The following is a 20258-nucleotide window of genomic DNA, read 5'->3' on the forward strand; positions in this document are numbered from 1 at the left end:
AAAAGCGGTGGGGTGTGCTATTCCCTACCGGGGGTTTAAGTTTACCCACAAAACAGCACTGATGAATTTGAATAACAACTTGAGTTGAACCCCTCTGGGGTTCGGGAAGCACTGTAACGTGTTTTCTACAAACCTTTACCCCCTCTGGGGGATTTTGAGAATTTGCCAATCTTTTTATTTTATTTATAGCCCAATAATAAGTGCACCAGAGGTGCAAAAGGTTTGTAGTAATGTCCAATCACCCATATTTATTGCACCAGAGGTGCAAAACAAGAAACTTAGCAGGTCCGTTTTTTTTTGTAAACTTAAACCCCAAGGAGGGAACGAAAAAACACGCAAGTTCAAGCTTCTACGCCATGGCCGTTAACTTAAGTGGAAAACCGTTAAAAAGCATGGGGAATGTGCGATTCCTCTCTTGAGAGGGGTGGAGGGGTGTGTTATTCTGCATGCGGTTTATCGCTTGTATAACACACCCCTGCTCCCGCTCATTCCCATCGCGCCCCCTCTCAAGAGGGGATTTTAAAACTTTTACGCTAAAATAATTCCTTAGGTTAACGGCTATGGCTTCTACGCTTGAACTCGCTAAGGATTCATTTGAATTAAAAAGGGCCATCGCACATAGCGACAGCGCAAACAGGGGTATTAAATATCAAACTACACACCCTCCAAACCGTACTGTTTCAAAACATCGGCGGGCACCCCCTCCCATTTACCTGGAGTGTTTCCTTTATAACCCAGGTCTTCAATACCCATTTTACTGGTAAAAAAGCCGATAGCGGTTAGGTCGCGCATTTTATTAAAAAATGCTACGCCGGGTTGCATAACAGGCTTTGCTTTAAAAGGATAGGCTATTTCACCCAGGAGTGCCGTTTGCTGCTGCGACGTGCAGCCGATAAAATCATTATTATACCGGTTAAGGCATTGCACATCCAGCCATTTAAGGCCGCCGCGCATGGGCAGTTGGTGCTCGGGCTCATCCTTCACAATAAAAGCTATAAACTCAGGCACTTTGGCATCAGTGGCGCTGCCGCTCCGGGAATCTTTGGGGATAATCAGATCGGCCAATACGGTAATGGTTGCCATTTCATGCGCATCAAAAAAAGTTGTTTTGGCGATTGATTCATCGCGGGCAATTTCAAAATCCTGCCTGCCGGTTTTGGCTACTTCTACGTGGTCATCACCTGTTGCTTTATCTGCCCCGGGTGTGCAGGCGGCTAAAATCGTTGTTGCAGATAAAGTACTTAATCCTATGGCTTTCAGGCTGTCTCTTCTATTCATCTGATTTAATAATTAAGATTAAATGTTTTGTTTTTTACGCTGATCAATCAGGTATTCGGCAGTACGCATGGCAAGGGAGAGGATTGTCCAGGTTGGATTTTTTTCGGATTGCTGGGTGAATACCGAACCATCGGTAACAAACAGGTTTTTACAATCATGCGCCTGTCCCCATTTGTTAAGCGGGGCCTTTTTGGCATCATCGCCCATGCGTACCGTACCCACTTCATGGATGCCTTTTCCGGGTTTATCCAAACCATAATTGCTTTCGGGGCCTTTAGGTTGTACCAGCGAGATGCCGCCCATCTGTTTTACAATTTCCTGCGAAATCTCCTGCATGTGTTTAGCCTGGTTAATATCGTCCTGCGTCCATTTATACCTGAAACGTAAAACCGGGATGCCGTATTTATCAACCACATTCGGATCAATCTCGCAATAATTATCCTCCCGCGCGGTAGATGCGCCATGGCAGCCTACCCCGGCCATACTGCCGTAAAAGGTGCGGTAATCATTTTTAAGTGATACGCCAAAGCCCCCCGAATCTTTTGTCTTACCATCCGCGCCGGGTATAAACCCGTTCAGGTACGGCACCGGGGCGCCTTCAAAACCAAAATAACCGCCATAGCCGGGCATCATCATGCCGCCAAAAATCTCGAGGTGATAGCCACGCGCAAAATCAAGCTTTTTATTATCCAGCCACCATGGCGCGTACAGGTGCAGGCTCCCCACCCCGTCTTCATTAAAACGTTTGCGCCCTAACAGTTGGGGCAGTATTGCAGCACCGCCACCCTGGGTTGAATCGTGCAGGTACTTGCCCACTGCGTTGCTGCTGTTAGCCAGCCCATTTGGATGTTTATCTGATTTTGAATTTAACAGGATCCTTGCCGACTCGCAGGTACTTGCCGCCAGGATCACCGTTTTGGCGCTCACCTGGTACTCCTGCATATCATTTTTGCTGATGTAGGATACGCCATTGGCCAGCCCTTCCTTATCCGTCAATATTTCACGTACAACAGCATTGGTCACCAACGTTAAATTGCCGGTTTTAAGAGCCGGGATAACCAAACAGGATGAGGACGAAAAATCGCCGTAAATTTTGCAGCTCCGGTTACATTGCCCGCAAAAAAAGCATGCCCCTCTGTCTTTATTGCCCGGCAGCGGTGCCGTTAGTATCGAACCTCTGCCTGCAATAACTTTAATACCTAAGCCGGTAGCAGCTTTTTTAACAAACAACTCGTTAAGGCGGGGTTTGGGTGGCGGTAAAAAAATGCCATCGGGGTCATTTTCCAAACCTTCCATCGATCCGTAAACACCCAGCAGGCGGTCTACCTTATCATAATAAGGTTTTATTTCATCGTAGGTGATGGGCCAATCATCGCCAACGCCGTAAGCGGTTCTGCTTTTAAAATCCTTTGGCCCCATACGCAGCGAAATGCGCGCCCAATGGTTGGTACGCCCACCCAGCATCCGCGACCGGAACCACTGAAAATCAGACCCTTCCTTCTGCGTGTAAGGTTCGCCTTCAATTTGCCAGCCGCCAAAAGCCGCGTCGAAATCGCCCATAGGCCGGGTAGCATTGCCTCCTCTCCTTGGCGATTCATAAGGCCATTTCAGTTGCTGCGAGTCTTTAGCCGGGTCAAAAAAAGGTCCGGCCTCCAGCATCAGCACTTTTACACCGGCATTAGCCAGCACATAAGCCGCCATGCCTCCACCCGCTCCCGAACCTATAACCACCACATCATAAACGGTTGATGATTTCTTTATCTGCATGTTATTGATAATTTAGGGTGATTGCTTAAACCATCGCGGCAACTTTTTCTATCAGCTTTTTGGTGGCTGTTGTCCCGGCATAATCATCAAGGTACTTATCATCCTTGCTGTACATTTTCAGCAGGCCGCCCTCATACTCAATGCTCACCCAACCCTTAAAGCCCGAATCTTTGATGATCTTAAACATCTTTAAAAAATCAGTCTCCGGGTCGCTGCCATCAGGCATAAACACGTGCGATTTGGCGTGTACGCCTTTTGCAAAAGGCATTAGTTCGGCTATGCCTTTGTATTTGTCATACTCTTCCAGGCAGCGGGTTTTCATGTAACCGGCAATATCATTGGTTTCGGGTTTGGTACGGTTTACGCAGAAATTACCAAAATCGGCCAGGGTACCGCAGTGTTTACTGTTCACCTGTTTCATTACCCCCGCCAGCCAGCCGGCATTACAGGATATGCCTACGTGGTTTTCTACAATAACATCTATCTTTTGCTTGCTGCCGTATTCAATCAACCTGCCCAAACTATCCACGGCGGCTTTGGCTACATCGTCGGGATTACCCTCGCCCTCTACATTCACCCTGATCATCGGGCAACCTAAGGCAGCGGCGGCGTCTATCCATTTATGGTGATTATCTACGGCTTTTAAACGGGTAGCTTCATTTAAATCGCCCAAAACGCCTTCACCATCTACCATAATGCGCAGGTTGTAGCTTCCGGCATCGGCGGCGCGTTTTTTCAGGTCGGCTAAATACTGTTGATCTTTGGCTTTATCGGCAAAAAACATTGAACAATAGTCCAGCCCGGTAATGCCCAGTTCTTTTGCCTTTGCCGGAAAATCGAGCGGATCGAGCTGTTTTGTCCAAAACTGGCTGGCAAATGAGAATTGGGAAATGGCCAGCTTAAAAAATGGCGCTTTACTGCTATCCGCATACAAAAACTGCGGAAAGGTGGCAGCCAGGCCCATCCCGGCAGCTCCCATAGCGGTTTGTTTAATAAAATCTCTCCTGTTGGTTTTCATTTATAATTGGTTATTGGTTAATCTTATTTAGTAGATTTTACAAAATGAAGATAAATACAATAATTTATTATTTAGTAATTTTCACTAAATAAATTTTAAGCGGTATTTTGTACCGGCAGAAATGTTATTTTTGAAGATGCAAACGGAAGCCGAATTAAAGGATTTTATACTGAACGGACATCTTTACTACATCCCACATGTATCGATAGATTGTGCCATTTTTGGCTACCACGAGCAGCAGTTAAAACTATTGCTGATAAAACACAAAGCCATTGATGGCTGGTGCCTGCCCGGCGGATACATTAAACGTACCGAGAAACTGGTGGAAGCGGCCGAAAGAAACGTAAAAGTGCGTACCGGCGTTGATAACCTTTTTTTACAGCAATTTAAAACTTTCGGCGATCCCGACAGGATCCAGTTTAACAAGTTTGACCAACAACAGTGGCTGGAGTTAACGGGCATCGAATCGTGGGAGGATACCTGGCTGTTTGACCAAACCATATCGGTAGGATTTTACGCCATTACAGATTTTTCGCAAACCGAATTACAAACCGATATCACTACCGAAAAATGCGCATGGTTTGATATTGACGCACTACCCGGACTTGAGTACGATCATGACGAGATGGTGCGGGAAGCCCTGCATACCATGCGGGTGCAATTGTACCACTACCCCATCGGTATCAATATGCTGCCCGAGAAATTTACCTTAAGCGAGATCCATGCCCTGTACGAAACACTTCTGGGTAAAAAGCTTGATATCAGCAATTTTCCTAAAAAACTGATGGCTCTTGGACTGTTAGAAAAACTGAACGAAAAACGAAGCATAGGCGCACACCGCTCACCGCACCTATATTCATTCAACAAAGAAAAATACGGCGAGGCATTAAAAAATGGCGTGGTTTTGAACTAAACAGTCAAAGCCACGCCTAAATAACCTGAGCGTAAAATTAAGCTGTTAAACGTTTGATTTTTTCAGCAATGGCAAAACCACAAAGGTAACCAGGCAATGCGCCACCAACGATAACCCGAAAGTGAATATAAGGATATATGATTTTTTGAGCGTTGTATCAAAATAATCTAAAAAGCCCGACTGGTTAGTGCCGCTATATAAAAATGCCAAAGCAAATACAGTTAATCCTGTAAGCCACAAGGTTAGATGCGAATAAAAATAACGGGGAGCTTTCAGTTTAGCATCATTAAAGGAAGTAAAAAGTAAAACTACATGGGCAATAAAAAAAGCAGCACCGATGAGGGCTAAGGTGTAAAGCATTGTGTTGTAAAATTATTTAACCATGAAGATAAACAATTTAGGAGTACCTCCAAAAATTACAGCATTTTTTACGCAAATTTATTCCAACTGATCGGGTGGTGTAGGTTTTGCCGGATCATAAACGGCCACAGCCACACGCGAATCGGCGCAGCCATAATATAAAAACCATTTATTTTTAAAGTAAGTCATCCCCTCAATAAAAACTGTTCCGTTTACGTATTGCCCGCTCTTTTCAAAAGGTGCCATCGGGCGCAGAAAAGGAAGATCAAGCCGGGTAACAAATTTCTGCGGATCTTTTGCGCTGAATAAGGCCTGCCCGGCACAATAGGAATTTGCATTAAAACGGGTGTTCCGGCCTTCGGCAGGCTTATTTTTACCGTTATAAAATAGTATCACGCCGTTTTTGGTCATGATAGCGGGCGGGCCGCATTCAGTGAGGTCGCTGTCAAAATAGCCATTCCGCGGCGACATTAGTTCTTTTAACCGGCCTTTCATATCAATAACCGGCGTCCAGTCAACCAGGTTGGTTGAGGTTGCGGCGTAAACATGGTGCTCTCCCCAGTACAAAAAGTATTTCCCCCCGGTTTTGATGATCACTTGTTTACCGTTAACCACCTGGGTTAAAATGGAAGCCGATTTACTGGCGATGTTAAAAAACTTACCGTTATAAGCTTTTTTAAATATCGGGCCGTTCTTTTTCCAGTGGATCAGATCTGTGGATGTCGCTACTCCCAGCCGGGGCAATTCACGGTTCCATTCGGTATAAAACACAACATAGGTACCTTGCGGGGTAACAGCAACACGCGGGTCTTCGCAACCGCCCGGCCATTCGTACTTTTTAGCGATATCATTATCCGGGTAAAGCACCGGCGTTTTTCTGCGGGCAAAGTGGATGCCGTCGTTACTTTCGGCATAACCTAAGCGCGAAGTGCGGAAGCCGATACCAATGCCGTAAAGATCTTCGGCCCGGTACAGCACCACAATTTTATTGTTTTTGATAGCCGCCGCCGGATTAAAGGTATCATTAGCTTCCCACTGAACCTGCTTGTTGCTCATCGGATCCAAAAACCTTGAGGTTGTATCGGGCGAGATGATCGGATTTACATTTGCCGGGCGGGTAAAACCTCCAAAGGCCCATTTTGGTAACACATTTTTAGCGGATTGGGCAAAGCAAGCCTCGCCAAATAAAAGCAATAGAAGCAGTGTTTTTAACTTCAAAATTCGCAGTATCATAAGCAGGTATAATAATTGGTTTGTAACCGGCGGTTAGCAATAATTTTACGGCGATAATATCGTTAAAAAACATTGAAAATAAACGGGATACCGCCTGTTTTATATTCAAAAATAGTAAATTTATAACCTGTTATAAACCACGCCCATCCTGCCAAAAGGGTACAATTTAATGCTGATGAGAAGATTATTTTTAGTTGTATTTTTATTTATTACTTTAAGCGCCCAGGCGCAGATACCAACACCCCGGCAGCAGTTCCCGGGATTATTTGAAGCCGTTCAATCGTCAACCATTTTTCCCGATAACAAAACCTTTGTTGACGCTACACCCAAAAAAGATCCGGCCGAAATAATGAAAGCCTACAATGAACAAAAAGACAAATCGGGCTTCGATCTGAAAGCATTTGTACTTGCCAATTTCGAGATCCCCGTAGCGCATAATAATTTTCAGACTGATGTAGGCGCGGGCATTCGCAAGCACATCGATACGCTGTGGCAGGTATTGCAACGCCGCCCGGATGAAGCAAAACCATTCTCCTCTACCCTTGCCCTACCCAACCCATATATCGTTCCGGGAGGGCGCTTCCGCGAAATTTATTACTGGGACTCGTACTTTACCATGCTTGGCCTGCTGGAAAGCCATCAAACCAAAGTAATCCATAACATGGTAGAGAACTTTGCCTACCTGATTGATAAATATGGTTTTATCCCCAACGGAAACCGGAGTTATTACCTTACCCGGTCGCAACCGCCCTTTTTTGCCATGATGGTAAACCTGCTGGCAAAAATTGAGGGTGAAAAAGTGTTGGTACATTTCAGGCCGCAATTAATCAAGGAATACGAGTACTGGATGCAGGGCTCGATGGCTGTAAAATCAGGCGACGCTGCACACCGGGTGGTTCGCCTTAACGATGGCACCGTATTAAACCGTTATTGGGATGAAAGCGACCAACCACGCGAAGAATCGTACATTAAAGATGTAGATGCAGCTAAAGAAAGCACACAACCCGCTGCTCAGTTTTATCAGAATATCCGCGCCGCAGCGGCTTCGGGCTGGGATTTCAGCACGCGCTGGTTTGATGCATCGGGTAAGCTGCCAACCATTCAAACAACAGATCTTATACCGGTTGATTTGAATTGTTTAATGTATAACATGGAGCTAACCATCGCCCGCAGCCTTAATCAAATTCAGAACGCCAAGCTTGCCAAAATGTACCGGTACAGGGCCGCCAGGCGAAAAGAAGCTATCCTGAAATATTGCTGGAACCCTAAAACAGGCTGGTTTGATGATTATAACTGGAAGCTGAAACAACAATCGCCGATAGAAACGTTGGCCGGAGAATTCCCGTTAGAATTTAAAATTGCCAGCGATGAGCAGGCCCGCCTGGTGGCCGACGGCCTCAAAAACAACTTCCTGAAACCCGGCGGCCTGGTAACTACGCAAAACTTTTCGGGCCAGCAATGGGATGCACCAAACGGATGGGCACCTTTACAATACATGGCCATTGATGGATTGGAGAAATACAACTACAACGCGTTGGCTAAAGAGATAGCTACCCGGTGGTTAAAACTTAATATCCGTGTATTCAGGCAAACCGGTAAGCTGCTGGAAAAATACAATGTGGTTGATACGCAATTAACAGCGGGCGGCGGCGAGTATCCTTTGCAGGATGGCTTTGGCTGGACGAATGGGGTGCTTCTGCACCTGGTGAATAGGTATCATATTGATACTGAGCAATTGGAAAAGGCTCCGGCGGAGGTGAGGAATTGAGAGGAGAAGTAAAATTTCGACAAAACAGACGCACTATTAGTAGAGAAATCTATTTCAAGATATGAACAATGGATCCTGTCTGTTATCCCAAAAGCAAATTACAACAACAACCTGATCATATACCCGATATAGCATAGAACAATTTTTATGAAGAACACACTTACGAATTTCGGTGTGTTCTTCAATTACTGCATACATGTAAGGCGTATTGCCGATAATTTTCAATGAAGCAGCTACCTCGAGCTTAAATTTCTGTACTTAAGTATTCCCCCACCGTTCCTGGAGTTGTTCCATTATACTTTCAAAAGTATCCTCTGCTTCAGGAGTAAACCTGACTTCAAAGTTCATTATTCCGATAAATGTTTTTTGGTAAATTCTTCGAGCGATATGCTTTGACCAGCCTCAAACTGACTAATTCCTCGTTGAATACTTTTCGAAACATGAGCAGGCAACCCAACCTGAGCCGGTTCAAAAGAAACTTTTAACGCCTTTAAAACTGCCTTTACCGTTTTTAATTGCTCGGGACTATCAGGGTGTATTAAAATGCTTTCCATGTAAACAAATATACAAAAATCAATTTCCGTTTGATGGCAAACCGCTATTTGATGGTATAAGTAACCTTATTCATCCCCACCCCGGTAATTTTTAAAGATTTCCAGTTAGCAGGCAATTTACTTTTAACCTGCACAATGCCAGCCGGCGTAATATCCAAACCACCAAAACCCATCAGCAAGCTTTGTACAATCCCACCTGCTCCTGTCGCAAAATAAGGATTAGTGCCGCCCTTGGTTTCTGCAATCACCCTAAAAGGAGGATTCAGATTAGGCTCATAAGCATCTTTAAAAAAGTGAAACGCCTTATCACCATTGCCTAACCGGGAGTATAACAGAGCAAAAACAGCCTGGGTCATGGCCGGAGTGCCTTCGTTAGGTACCCGGGTTTCGTAGTATTCCAGGTCTTTTTTGATCTGTGCTGCATCGGTTATGGTTTTAAGCGGATAGGCCAGCAGGTTAACGTCGGCTTGTTTAATGCCTTCGCCGTTGTAGGAGGCATGCTCGCGGGTAACGCCGTTATCCAGTTTTAGTATCGGGATGTTTTGGGCAACGTTTGCCCAATCGGCATCGGCTTTTTCGCCTAATATTTTGGCGGCAGCGGTTGCGTTAAGCAGGTTTGCTTTGGCGGCGGCGTTGGTAAATGCGTTGTTATCAATATTTTCGGACCACTCGTCGGCCGCTACTACGTTTTTGATGTCATAGTGACCCGGTCCGTTTCGTTCAACGCGGCTTGCCCAGAAATCGGCAGTAGCCGAGAGGATTGGCCATCCTTTTTCGCGCAGCCATTGTTTATCCTGGGTTACGCAGTAATAATTCCAGGCGGCAAGAGCTACGCAAGCAGTGATATGATGCTCAAACGGACCGCTCAATGCCCAAACCGGAGTTTCCTCTACCCCGCTATCAGCACTCTCCCAGGGGAACATAGCCCCTTTGTAGCCATGCGAAAACGCATTTCTTCGGGCCGCCTCCAACCGTTCAAAACGATATTCCACCATCGATTTGGCAATTTCAGGATGTAAAACCAACATGGCCGGGTACATCCAAACATCGCAATCCCAAAAAACATGACCGTTATAACCTAAACCTGATAGCCCCATGGGTGATGGCGAGTAAGCCGTGCCCGCGCGCGAAAACGAGTACAAATGGTAAAGCATACTATGAATATCCTGCTGCGATTGGTCGTCGCCTTCAATCTGGATATCGCTTGTCCATAAATCATCCCAGGCTTTGTTATGGAATTTGATGAGCCTGTCGCGGCCTTCCAGTTTGGCAAAAATGGTGAGGCGTTCGGCTTCGTTCAGCGGGTCGGCATGATGGGCAGAGGTTATGGATGAGCCGGTTACGGCATAGCTATAGGTTTGCCCGGCGCTGATTGCCTTGCTGAATTTCATGAGGTGCATGTTATTATCCCACATCTCATGAATAATGCGCGGTTCCTGGCCGTGCGGCTCGTTAAATAAAAACGAGGTTGAAGCGCAAAGCTGCATTTTGCCTGTGGGGCTTTTAGCGGTTGAAGTGAGCAAACTGATGGTTACATGCGGCCTGTCAATCTCATTATAATAATTCTGCACCTCTTTCAATGCATCCGGTGCTTCCATTACACTGGCCGATGTGATGTTGATGGCCTGTTTGGCGGTAACCGAAACATCCATCAAAACGGTAAAAGGCAATTGCCGCAACGAATAGTAGGTGTATTTGATACTTGCCTTATCGCCATAATCAAAACTGGTGGTAAATGCGGCATGCTGCATGTCCAGCTCCTGCTTAAAATTACTGATGTTTTTGGCATCAATGCGCCTGCCGTCAATCTCCAGGTACATATTGAGCAAGTTAAAACTATTCAGGAAATTGCTTACCCGGCCGCGGCCATAAAGATCATAAGCACCGGCCAATACCACATTTTTTACCTTAAAAGGTTCGGGGGCTGATACGATGCCAATCATGCCATTAGCCACGGTGATACCATAGTAATTGGCCGGATCAATTTTATCTGCCTTTATCTTCCATGTATCGATACTTTGGGCTTTGGATAGCGCCGGCAGCCATAAAGCAAAGTATAAACTATATTTAAATATCTTGTTCACTATCAATAAATTAAAAAAATCAAACTAAAATACTACTTAACCTTCAGCTGCAGCTTCTTCACCACCAGCTGCCCTATTTCGCCGCCTTGCTTATTGCCTACCACACAGGCATTTTTAAAATGGATTCCGCCCATTACCCGCGACATGGCTGCCGATTTTGCAGCCTCGCGAAATGATTTGAACGACAGGGGCTCGATGCCAAATTCCATTTCCGACGAATCGGTGTAAGCAAAATCATCACCAATCCGGTTACTCAATACCTCGGCAGCGGCAGATGAAATTACAGCATGCCCGCTGCTATATTCCGGGAATGGCGGGGTTTGGATATATGGCCTCCAATCGGCATTAATGTATTTGGTAATGATAGTTTCCGGACGCACATAGTTTGACCGGTATTTTAAATACCAACAATTAATAAAACCATCAAACAATGCTACTGCAGTTTGGGTATAAACACTTACGGTGGTACCAAAATCCATCTTTTTAGCGCGGGTGGCAACGGCAGTAATGTTCATCCAGTGGCCGCCCGGCGAGAATTTTTTTGTTGCAAATGAGGCATGCCCTACTACATTAAGCTTAAAGGCATTATCATCCCAAAAATCGGCCTGGTGTTTTTGTTCTTTGGTAAGGCTATCAACAATTTGCATTACCTCAACCGCTTGTTTGTAAAACGGGCTGTTATGATCTTTTACATTAAAAACCGGGGGATTTGGCGGGATAAACTGCGCCGTCGAATCTAAAACCATCGGCCTGATCTCGCCCCAATGCGCTTCCAACGCCTGGGCATACATAGGCGGGGTTGGAATCCAGCGGCCATCCTGCTGCTTCACCACATATTTACTGGCCGAGCGGGTTTGAGCATAATGATCGCCCTTGCTCCACTTCAATATAAATTTGGCAACTTTCGCCGCGTAATTAACTGAGCCTTCCAACAGATCTGATGGCATACCGGCATCTTTTGCTGTTTGCTTTAAACCCTCAACATATTGATCCATACTGCCCTCGGGAAATGTTACCGCGTTGCCCACCGTGCAAAATGCCAGTAAAGAGGCAAACTGGTAATCAACCGCAGTATCTTTTGAGGCTTTGGGCACAGCAGGCAGGTGTTTTATTTGTCCGGATAACGAACGGAAATGCTCCGGATCGCCGGAGGCAATTACCTCGTAGGCGGCTATGTTGGCGTACACGTAGTTACGGGAAGCCGTAACCGGCGGAAAGTTATTTTCGAGCACAATATCGTTCAGTTTTTTTACCGTGGCCCGGTATAAATCGGGGTTGTGTATTACCTTTTCATAATCGGGCTTTTTACATGATGTAAATAAAAATAATACACCGGCAAGGCAACATAAAAAAAATCTCATATAGTATAAAATAGGTTAAAAATCAGGCGGATATATCGGGAAATATCTGCCGTTATTTTTTATTGATTAACAGCCAATATAAGCTTTTTTTAGCACGCTACCGCATATTTACGTTTGTTTTTTGAGCCTGATGCTGCATCTTTTTGCCTCATTATTTCCTGTTGCTTTGTCACGCCTTTGTGCTAAATATTATTAAATTTATCCCCCTTGTTATCCGTGTTTTTATAAACCAAAATGAAGAAGATCTTTCTGATTGTTTTAGCTGTTATCATATTACTTGCAACAGCAATTTTTTTCTTAATCCCAACCAAAGCCGAAATAGCCGGGGAAGTTACCATTGACGCATCGGACGTAGTTGCCGCCAAATTTTTGATCACCCAAACCGGCTGGGACAAATGGTGGCCCGGGAAAAAGCTAAGCGACAAGCATTACCAATTTGACGGTGCCGATTTTTATATCAGCAAAGTAACCAACAGCGATGTGTATCTCGCCTTAAAAAAAGACGGCCAGGTATTTAACAGCGATATCAGTTACCTCGCTGGCGAAGAGGGCTCGGTTAACGTTAAATGGATTGCCACCGGCGAAGACAAGAGCGGCTTTTTTTCAAGACTGAACTATTATTTCGGTACAAAGGCAGCAACTGAGCAAATAGCCGTTATTTTGAATAGCCTGAAACATTTTTTACAGGACGAAAGGAATGTTTACGGCTACCGTATTTACCTCAATCATGCCAAAGACACCGTTTTGCTTGCAACTTCGGGAACATATCCCGATAAACCGTCGCTGCCAATGATTTATGGGATAATTAATAATTTAAAAGAGCAGGCCAAAAAACAAGGAGCCGCTCAAACCAATTTCCCGATGCTGAATGTTACGCAAACTGATGATCATACCTATGCGTTAAACGTGGCCCTGCCTATTAACATAACCATCAGCCCGGCGCCAAATACCACCATCACCCATATCCCTAAAGGCGGTAATTTATTGGTTGCAGATGTGCATGGCGGGCCAAATACTGCCGATAACGCGCTTAACCAGGTAAAAGCTTATATGAAAGATCACCGGCTGGTGTCGCCGGCAATGCCTTTTCAGTCGCTGATTACAGATAGATCGGCAGAGAAGGATACATCGAAATGGGTAACTAAAATTTATTATCCTATTTTGTAACGACTGATTATCGCTTAACATGGGTTTGCGTTATAAACGCAAACCCATGTTAAGCACTCATTATAAATGAGCGCAAGAGAGCTGCATATTTTTATTTTCACAGGCTTACAAGCAATATCCGCCCATCGTAAGTAACTACTACACAACTACCCGGCTTACCATTTTTTATTGGAGCCAAGTACGTTAACTCCTGCCCGTTAAATGCTGAATTTACAAAATAGTTCGACGCTTTAAATTGCTTCTGTTTTTTATCATATCCTAATGATACTATACCAAGCGCATCATATTTACCCTCGTAAGGCACAACACCCCAAAAGTTGCCATTCAAAATAATTTGGCCGTTGCTGTTTTTTATTATCGAGCGGATGGGTGCCTGTTGGTACAGGTACGGCAATTCGGTTACGGTAGTGGCATGCAAAACATCGCTTACAAAAATACTGCTAAACTGGTTGGCTTCAAGCCGTTTACTCTCATCCAGCTTGCCTTTAAAAACTTCGTCGGTAGTTTTATCAGCCATTTTTTGATAGCTGAGCCATTCTTTTTTGATGTAGGGCAGCTCCTGCTCCAGGTCGTTTTTTGGCCGGAAGGGGTAGTATAAACCTTTATAACTGTACGACAGGATCAGGTCGTTTTTGCCGTCCTTGTCCAGATCGTTGTTGTAGGCATAAAGCGGCGTATTGGTGGTAACGTTGTATTTGTTGTTTTGCCCCCAGTTACCGGCTACTAAATCAGCCTTGCCATCTCCGTCAATATCGGTAATCAGTGCCGATTGCCACCAGCCCTTTTCTTTATCCAATACCGGCGATACAAAACGCTTCAGTGTTTTACCATCGTTCAAAAACAGGCAAATTGGCTGCCATTCGGCGGCGATCAGCAAATCGGGCTTACCGTTACCATCGGCATCTGTAACCGAAATGTCGGTAACATAAGATAAATTACGTATTTCGTCGTAACTTTTATCGGTGCTCATTTCAAACCTGCCATTGCCTTTATTTATCAATATGGCAGATGGCGTTACCGCCGTATAATCCCTGAATGGTACCGCGCTTGTAAACAATATATCATTTAAACCATCGCCATTAAAATCAAACATCGTAATCTTTGAAGCCTGATAATTTAACTTCGGAAGCGGTTGAAATTCAAACTGAAAGTTACCTTTATTAATGTACAAGCGTGGTTGCGCCAACTTTTCAGGCTCTGTAAACGGATGATTTGCGGTAATTACAATCAAATCGGGTTTACCATCCTTGTTAACATCAGCCCAAGCGGCCTGTTCATCGCCCAATTCTTTATCACGATCAAAAGCAGGTACATTAATCTTTTTGAAACCGCCCGATTTATCACCGGCAAGCAGGTATTTTTCTTCGCCGGCTATCCCTCCTACGTAAATATCATCTGCCCCATCTCCATTGGCGTCGGTTACGGCTACACCCGGCGTATGCTGCAGATAGGTATGCGGCAATAATGAGTAATAATTAAAATCGGGCGTATCAAAAGTTTTTACCCCGGCTAAAACTTTGGTTTGTACCGATTGGCTTGTAAACTGCTGCCGGTTATTAATAAAATCCGCAATAACCTGCGAAACCCGTTTGGCGCTATCAACAGATTGCCTGTTATAACTGAGGGTGATCTTCTCGCCGGGCATAAAGTCCTGTATCACCTGGTAACTGTTATCGGGCCAAACTACCAAAAGCTGTTCCGGCTTATCGCCCGGCCCAAAGGTGAATAGTAAATCGTTGCTTAAATTACTTTCGTAAGCGCTGCTGGTTTGTATTTCCTGGTGATCGATATGATCTGCCGATTTCAGGAATAACTTTGTGCCGATACCGTCCCTGTTTTCCTTGTTATATTTTACGTTATATTTCAGATACAGTGGCTTAGCATCTTTATGGCTTTCGGTGGTGGTATTTTGGTAGATATATGCGGGCTCGTCCATATTATTGGTAACAATATCCAGATCACCATCGTTATCCAGGTCAACAGCTACCGAACCTGCCGAAATTGAGGCATTTTGCATATCATTACCCAACGATACATCGGTAAACTTCAGCTTATCATCACCACGATAAAAATAGTTATGCACGCCGCCTTCGGGCATTTTGTTAATCTTATCCTTATCAAAAACACGGTTCTCCTTATAAGCCTGCATCACCTGTGGGTCGCCAAGGTATTTCAGGTAGTCCATGTCATTTAGCCGGCGTTTAATGCCGTTGCTAAAAAACATATCTTTTTTTCCATCCATATCAAAATCCTGCACCAAAGGGCTCCAGGTCCAGTCGGTCGCTGATACGTTGCTGTATAAACTCAAATCAACAAACTTACTGCCGTTACCCACATTCAGTTGCAGGCAATTTTTTGAGTACTGGTAGTAATAACCGGCGTTAACCTCCTGGTTGTAAATGTCCAACGGCTCATCATTAATGGTTGATCGCAGCACCTTCATTTCTTCGGGCAACATATCGGTAGTGAGCACGTCAAGGTGCCCGTCTTTATTGATATCGCTGATGGCATTACCCATCGAAAACAGGCTGGTATGCCCAAAAGCGCTTTTTAACTGCTCTTTAAAAGTGCCGTTGTGCTGGTTGATATAGTAGTAATCCTGCTCAAAAAAATCGTTGCTTACATAAATATCGTCCCAGCCGTCGTTGTTTAAATCGCCAATGCTCAGGCCCAAACCATACCCAATAGGTGCCGAATAAATGCCCGAACCGGCGGTAACATCAGTAAAATGCCCATTATCATTTCTGAAGAGGTGGTCGCCGGCATCATGACTGTACTTAAACCGCTGGGTCGAATCGCCGTAGGTATCATTGCTGTGCACCGATGAGGTAAGCAGGAACATATCAAGGTCGCCATCCTTATCATAATCAAAAAATGAAGCCTGGGTGGATAGGCCTGCAAAATCAAGCCCATATTTAGCCGCACTTTCGGTAAAAGTTAAATCACCGTTATTAATAAAAAGCTGGTTTTTGCCTTTAAAAGTTTTATATCCGGATACCACGCTCAGGTAAATATCTTTTAAGCCGTCGCCATTAATATCAACTATGGTTACGCCGGTTTTCCAATTGCCGGTGCCGGCAACACCTGCTTTGGCAGTAATATCCTCAAACTTCATCCCGCCTTTATTCAGGTAAAGTTTGTTATCGCCCTGGTTGGATACAAAATACAGATCGGGCAGGCCATCGTTATTAAAATCGGCCGATGCTACGCCGGCCCCGTTATAAAAATACAGGTAATCTAAAATGTTGACCGAATCAGAAACTACGTTTTTGTTGATGAACCCTACTCCTGTTTCATTGGCGGGCAGCAACTTAAATACCCCTTCGCCCTCTTTTTTATGTTTGCACGATAACAGGCAGGCAAAGCCAACAAGAAGCAAAAAGCTATATAGCAAGATCTTTTTAAGCGGCATTAAAGGAGTATTAGCGTAGTTCATAAGCTTTAAGCGGTTGGTCGTTAATACCAAACAGGTAATATTTACTGCCCTTGCTGTTTTTTATAATTGCCGATGAGCGTACCTGGCCGTTTAAATTTAAACCGGTTAACGCAGTGGGCAAATACACAAATCCGTTTTTGGTGTACTGGTAAACCAAACCATGGCTGGCATCTAAGCGCCCAACTTCGGGTTTGAAACCATAAAAGTTACCGCCCAATATTATGTTCGGATTACCTGTATGATTCATATCATCGCACAAAATGGTGTTTACCGTAGATAGCTGGGCATCAGCGGGCAAAGGTTTACAGGTAAACTTGCCGCCCTTGTTTAAAAACACCGCCGAAGCTAAAAAATTCATCTGGTGGGTTTCGGCACCTTCCAGCATCTCATCGGTAAATACCTCATTAAAAGGCTTGCCGGCATAGTCAATGTATCTCAGGAAACGTTTTTTCAATATCGGCATCTGCCCTACCAAATCGGGCTTCATGTGGAAAACATAGTTCACACCATCACTTTTATACATGGATGTAACACACTCTTTGGTGCCGTTATTATCAAAATCCTTTACATGAACTTCCATCGGCTGATCGAAAGAGGCCCTGAACTTGGAGTTAAGGCCAATGTTACCGCCAATAAGATCCAAGCTGCCATCGCCATCAACATCGGCAATCGCGAGGCTGCTCCACCAGCCTTTGTAATTGTTTAGCTGTTTATCTTCGGTAAAACGGCCTTTATTATTTTTAAAAATCCTGATGCCCATCCAGTTGCCGGCCACAATCAAATCGGGCGAACCGTTTTTGTCCAGATCGGCCCATACGGCGGCTGTTACCATACCCAGTTTGGTATCGGCACCTAAAACCTGTTTGGATACATCGGTAAAATGCCCGTTGCCATCATTATGAAACACGTACGATTTTGGCGAGCAGCCATACAAACCCGGTACGCTTCTGCCGCCAACAAAAAGATCGGGCTTACCATCGCCGTCATAATCGGCCGATACAATTACCGAGGTGTTAACCGGGGCATTTAAAGCCCGGCCGGCATCGCGTGTAAAATTGCCTTTGCCGTCGTTAACAAAAAAACGGGGGTTATAAATTGCTGTTTCGGCCTCGTCGGCATTACCGCCAACGCCAATAATTAAATCCAGGTCGCCATCGCCATCAAAATCGCCAAAAACTGCGCCGGCATTTTCAATGTACTCCTGCTTTTCAAAATCTTTAGGAATAGTTTGCCTGAACCGGCCATCCTTTTGTTGTATGTAGATAGCTGCAAAGCCGTTTTTTGAGCTGCCGAAGTAAAAATCTGTCAAGCCATCTCCATTAACATCGGCAGTTGCCATATAGGGGTTTTCTGTCGAGAGCATTTGCAACATCAGGCGCTCATTATCAAAATCAATAAAATCGTCTTCCTTATGTTTGGGAATGCTATCAAATATAGCTTTGGTAACATCGGCAAACATGGTTTTAACAGCGGGTTTTGCCCAGTTGTATTTTAAATGAGCATCGGCCTGTTGGTAGGTATAAACGCTATCTGCTTTAACATTTTTTATAAGCTGATAGTTGCCTCCGGGCCAAATCACCTGCACCGAATCGGCCATGGTGTGTTTGCCCATACCCAGGGTTAGTAAATTAGGCGACGTGCAGCTTTGAAACCCGCGCGTAGGTTGATTATAATAAAGCACAGCGCTACCCTTCATAAATACTTTCAGGGTGGTGCCGATGCCAAAAGTGTTAAGCCCTGCTCCTTTCAGTTTAACCTGGATATGGTGATTGCCGTTTTTATCGGCATTACTTTTATACACATAAACCGGCGAGTTTTCGTTATTTACCACCAGATCGTTATCGCCGTCGTTATCCAGGTCGGCGTAGGATGAGCCGTTGCTGAAAGCTGGTTTATCCAACCCAAAATCGGCCGATTTATTGGTAAAAGTGAGATTGCGGTTATTGAGGTAGGCATAATTTGATAATGGCGTAGAAACCATCTTATCGGTAAAATCCTTGTAGTCAAACTTCTTACGTCCTTCGGCAATTTTGGCCATGTTATCCCGGTTGCCCAAAAACTCAATATAATCCTGATCGGTGAGATCTTTGTAAATACCGTTGGATACAAAAATATCCTTCCACCCATCGTTATCCATATCAAACATTAGCGCGCCCCAGCTCCAATCGGTAGCGGCCACGCCCGAGTAAAAGGCTGTTTCGGAAAATGTGCCATCGGCATTACCCACCTGCAGGCAGTTTTGCATGTATTGGTTGTAATAGCCATCGCGCTGCTTAGCCTTAATTACATCGTACGATTCGAAGGAAGTCATCTTTTTCAGGCGCTTATCTCCTTCGGGCAGCATCTCTGTTGTGAAAATATCATACCGCCCGTCGTTATTGATATCGGCAATGTCCGATCCCATCGATGCCAGGCTCAGGTGGCCGGTTAAGTTTTGAATGTCTTCTTTAAAAGTTCCGTTTTTTTGATTGATGTAGAGATAATCGCGTTCAAAAAAATCGTTGGAAACATAGATATCCGGGTAGCCGTCCTGGTTAATATCAGCAACCGATACACCAAGACCGAAACCGATATCGCTCGAATAAATGCCTGCCTCTTTAGTTACATTGGTAAAATGCCCGCCATCGTTACGGTATAAACGTGCGCCGCCCAGTTCATCAACAACGGCACGCAGGTTTTTACTGAAATCGAACGATTCTATCGGCCTGAAAGAATTATTGAGCACAAAGCAATCCAGGTCTCCGTCGTTATCATAGTCAAAAAATATGGCCTGGGTTGATAATCCATTGTCTACCAGCCCATATTTTTCAGCTTCTTCCTTAAACGTGCCATCGTGCTGATTGATGAACAATTCATTTCCCTTTTCTTTACCGCGGGCATTGCCGCTGTGGCAAACATAAATATCCAGCCAGCCATCGCCGTTAATATCAACCATGGTGGCGCCGGTACTCCAGTACTTGGTTCCCTTTACCCCTGCCTTGTCGGTAATATTTTCAAATTTCCAATTGCCTTTGTTAATGTACAACTGGTTACCGCCCATGTTAGAGGTGAGGTAAACATCATTTAAACCATCGTTGTTTACATCGCCAATGGCCACGCCACCGCCGTTATAATAGTTACGAAAGGTAAACACATTGGTACGATCCTGATCGTTTAACTGATTGACGAAATTGATACCTATCGCTTCGTTATCCTGCAGGCTGAATAAGGTTTGCTTATTTCCCCCTTTGCATGAGCATAAGATAACCAGCACGGCAAAAAAAAGTAACCGGGGTATTTTTGGAAGCATATACATGAAGATAAAACAAACGTAGCGGAA

General features: G+C 44.7%; 13 protein-coding genes. 3 read left to right on the plus strand and 10 right to left on the minus strand.

From position 1 onward, the window contains the following. Positions 1-654: 654 nt before the first annotated feature. Genes HYN43_RS10345 through HYN43_RS10355 form a run of 3 tightly spaced genes read right to left on the minus strand, consistent with a single transcriptional unit; the run spans position 655 to position 4063 of the window. Positions 655-1278, minus strand: a complete 624-nt coding sequence (locus HYN43_RS10345; protein WP_119411621.1) for a gluconate 2-dehydrogenase subunit 3 family protein — start codon at positions 1276-1278, stop codon at positions 655-657. A gap of 18 nt (positions 1279-1296) precedes the next feature. Continuing rightward, complete coding sequence (locus HYN43_RS10350; RefSeq protein WP_119411622.1) at positions 1297-3045, minus strand: GMC family oxidoreductase; 1749 nt, start codon at positions 3043-3045, stop codon at positions 1297-1299. Positions 3046-3070: 25 nt separating this feature from the next. After that, positions 3071-4063: a TIM barrel protein gene (locus HYN43_RS10355; protein WP_119411623.1), complete on the minus strand. Its 993-nt coding sequence runs from the start codon at positions 4061-4063 to the stop codon at positions 3071-3073. A gap of 136 nt (positions 4064-4199) precedes the next feature. Here HYN43_RS10355 and HYN43_RS10360 point away from each other — a divergent pair, with 136 nt between their 5' ends. Continuing rightward, positions 4200-4976: an NUDIX hydrolase gene (locus HYN43_RS10360; RefSeq protein ID WP_119411685.1), complete on the plus strand. Its 777-nt coding sequence runs from the start codon at positions 4200-4202 to the stop codon at positions 4974-4976. 45 nt (positions 4977-5021) lie between these two features. Here the strand turns inward: HYN43_RS10360 and HYN43_RS10365 are convergent, their stop codons facing one another. Further along, positions 5022-5336: a hypothetical protein gene (locus HYN43_RS10365; protein ID WP_119411624.1), complete on the minus strand. Its 315-nt coding sequence runs from the start codon at positions 5334-5336 to the stop codon at positions 5022-5024. A 78-nt stretch (positions 5337-5414) separates the two neighbouring features. Beyond that, positions 5415-6569 carry a glycoside hydrolase family 130 protein gene (locus HYN43_RS10370; protein WP_119411625.1) on the minus strand — a complete coding sequence of 385 codons (1155 nt, stop codon included), beginning with the start codon at positions 6567-6569 and terminating at the stop codon, positions 5415-5417. A gap of 175 nt (positions 6570-6744) precedes the next feature. Here HYN43_RS10370 and treA point away from each other — a divergent pair, with 175 nt between their 5' ends. Then, positions 6745-8337 carry an alpha,alpha-trehalase TreA gene (gene treA, locus HYN43_RS10375; RefSeq protein WP_119411626.1) on the plus strand — a complete coding sequence of 531 codons (1593 nt, stop codon included), beginning with the start codon at positions 6745-6747 and terminating at the stop codon, positions 8335-8337. Positions 8338-8684: 347 nt separating this feature from the next. Here the strand turns inward: treA and HYN43_RS10380 are convergent, their stop codons facing one another. The 3 genes from HYN43_RS10380 to HYN43_RS10390 are packed head-to-tail and all read right to left on the minus strand — an operon-like array spanning position 8685 to position 12336. Continuing rightward, entirely contained in the window at positions 8685-8891 is a 207-nt protein-coding gene (locus HYN43_RS10380) for a DUF2683 family protein (protein ID WP_119411627.1), read from the minus strand. A 44-nt stretch (positions 8892-8935) separates the two neighbouring features. Next, entirely contained in the window at positions 8936-10975 is a 2040-nt protein-coding gene (locus tag HYN43_RS10385; RefSeq protein WP_245447236.1) for a kojibiose hydrolase, read from the minus strand. A 32-nt stretch (positions 10976-11007) separates the two neighbouring features. Beyond that, positions 11008-12336, minus strand: a complete 1329-nt coding sequence (locus tag HYN43_RS10390; RefSeq protein ID WP_119411628.1) for a vanadium-dependent haloperoxidase — start codon at positions 12334-12336, stop codon at positions 11008-11010. A 234-nt stretch (positions 12337-12570) separates the two neighbouring features. Between HYN43_RS10390 and HYN43_RS10395 the strand changes: the two genes are divergently transcribed. Then, a complete protein-coding gene (locus HYN43_RS10395) occupies positions 12571-13503 on the plus strand; it encodes a GyrI-like domain-containing protein (RefSeq protein WP_119411629.1) in 933 nt (310 codons plus the stop codon). Positions 13504-13600: 97 nt separating this feature from the next. On the opposite strand, the gene HYN43_RS10400 is transcribed toward HYN43_RS10395, so the two are convergent. Then, on the minus strand, positions 13601-16939 hold the full coding sequence (locus tag HYN43_RS10400; RefSeq protein ID WP_119411630.1) for an FG-GAP repeat domain-containing protein: 3339 nt from the start codon (positions 16937-16939) through the stop codon (positions 13601-13603). Further along, positions 16926-20228 carry a VCBS repeat-containing protein gene (locus HYN43_RS10405; RefSeq protein WP_162996407.1) on the minus strand — a complete coding sequence of 1101 codons (3303 nt, stop codon included), beginning with the start codon at positions 20226-20228 and terminating at the stop codon, positions 16926-16928. The genes HYN43_RS10400 and HYN43_RS10405 overlap by 14 nt, the downstream gene beginning before the upstream one ends. Positions 20229-20258 lie beyond the last annotated feature (30 nt).

Source organism: Mucilaginibacter celer, from assembly GCF_003576455.2.
Classification (GTDB): Bacteria; Bacteroidota; Bacteroidia; order Sphingobacteriales; family Sphingobacteriaceae; genus Mucilaginibacter; species Mucilaginibacter celer.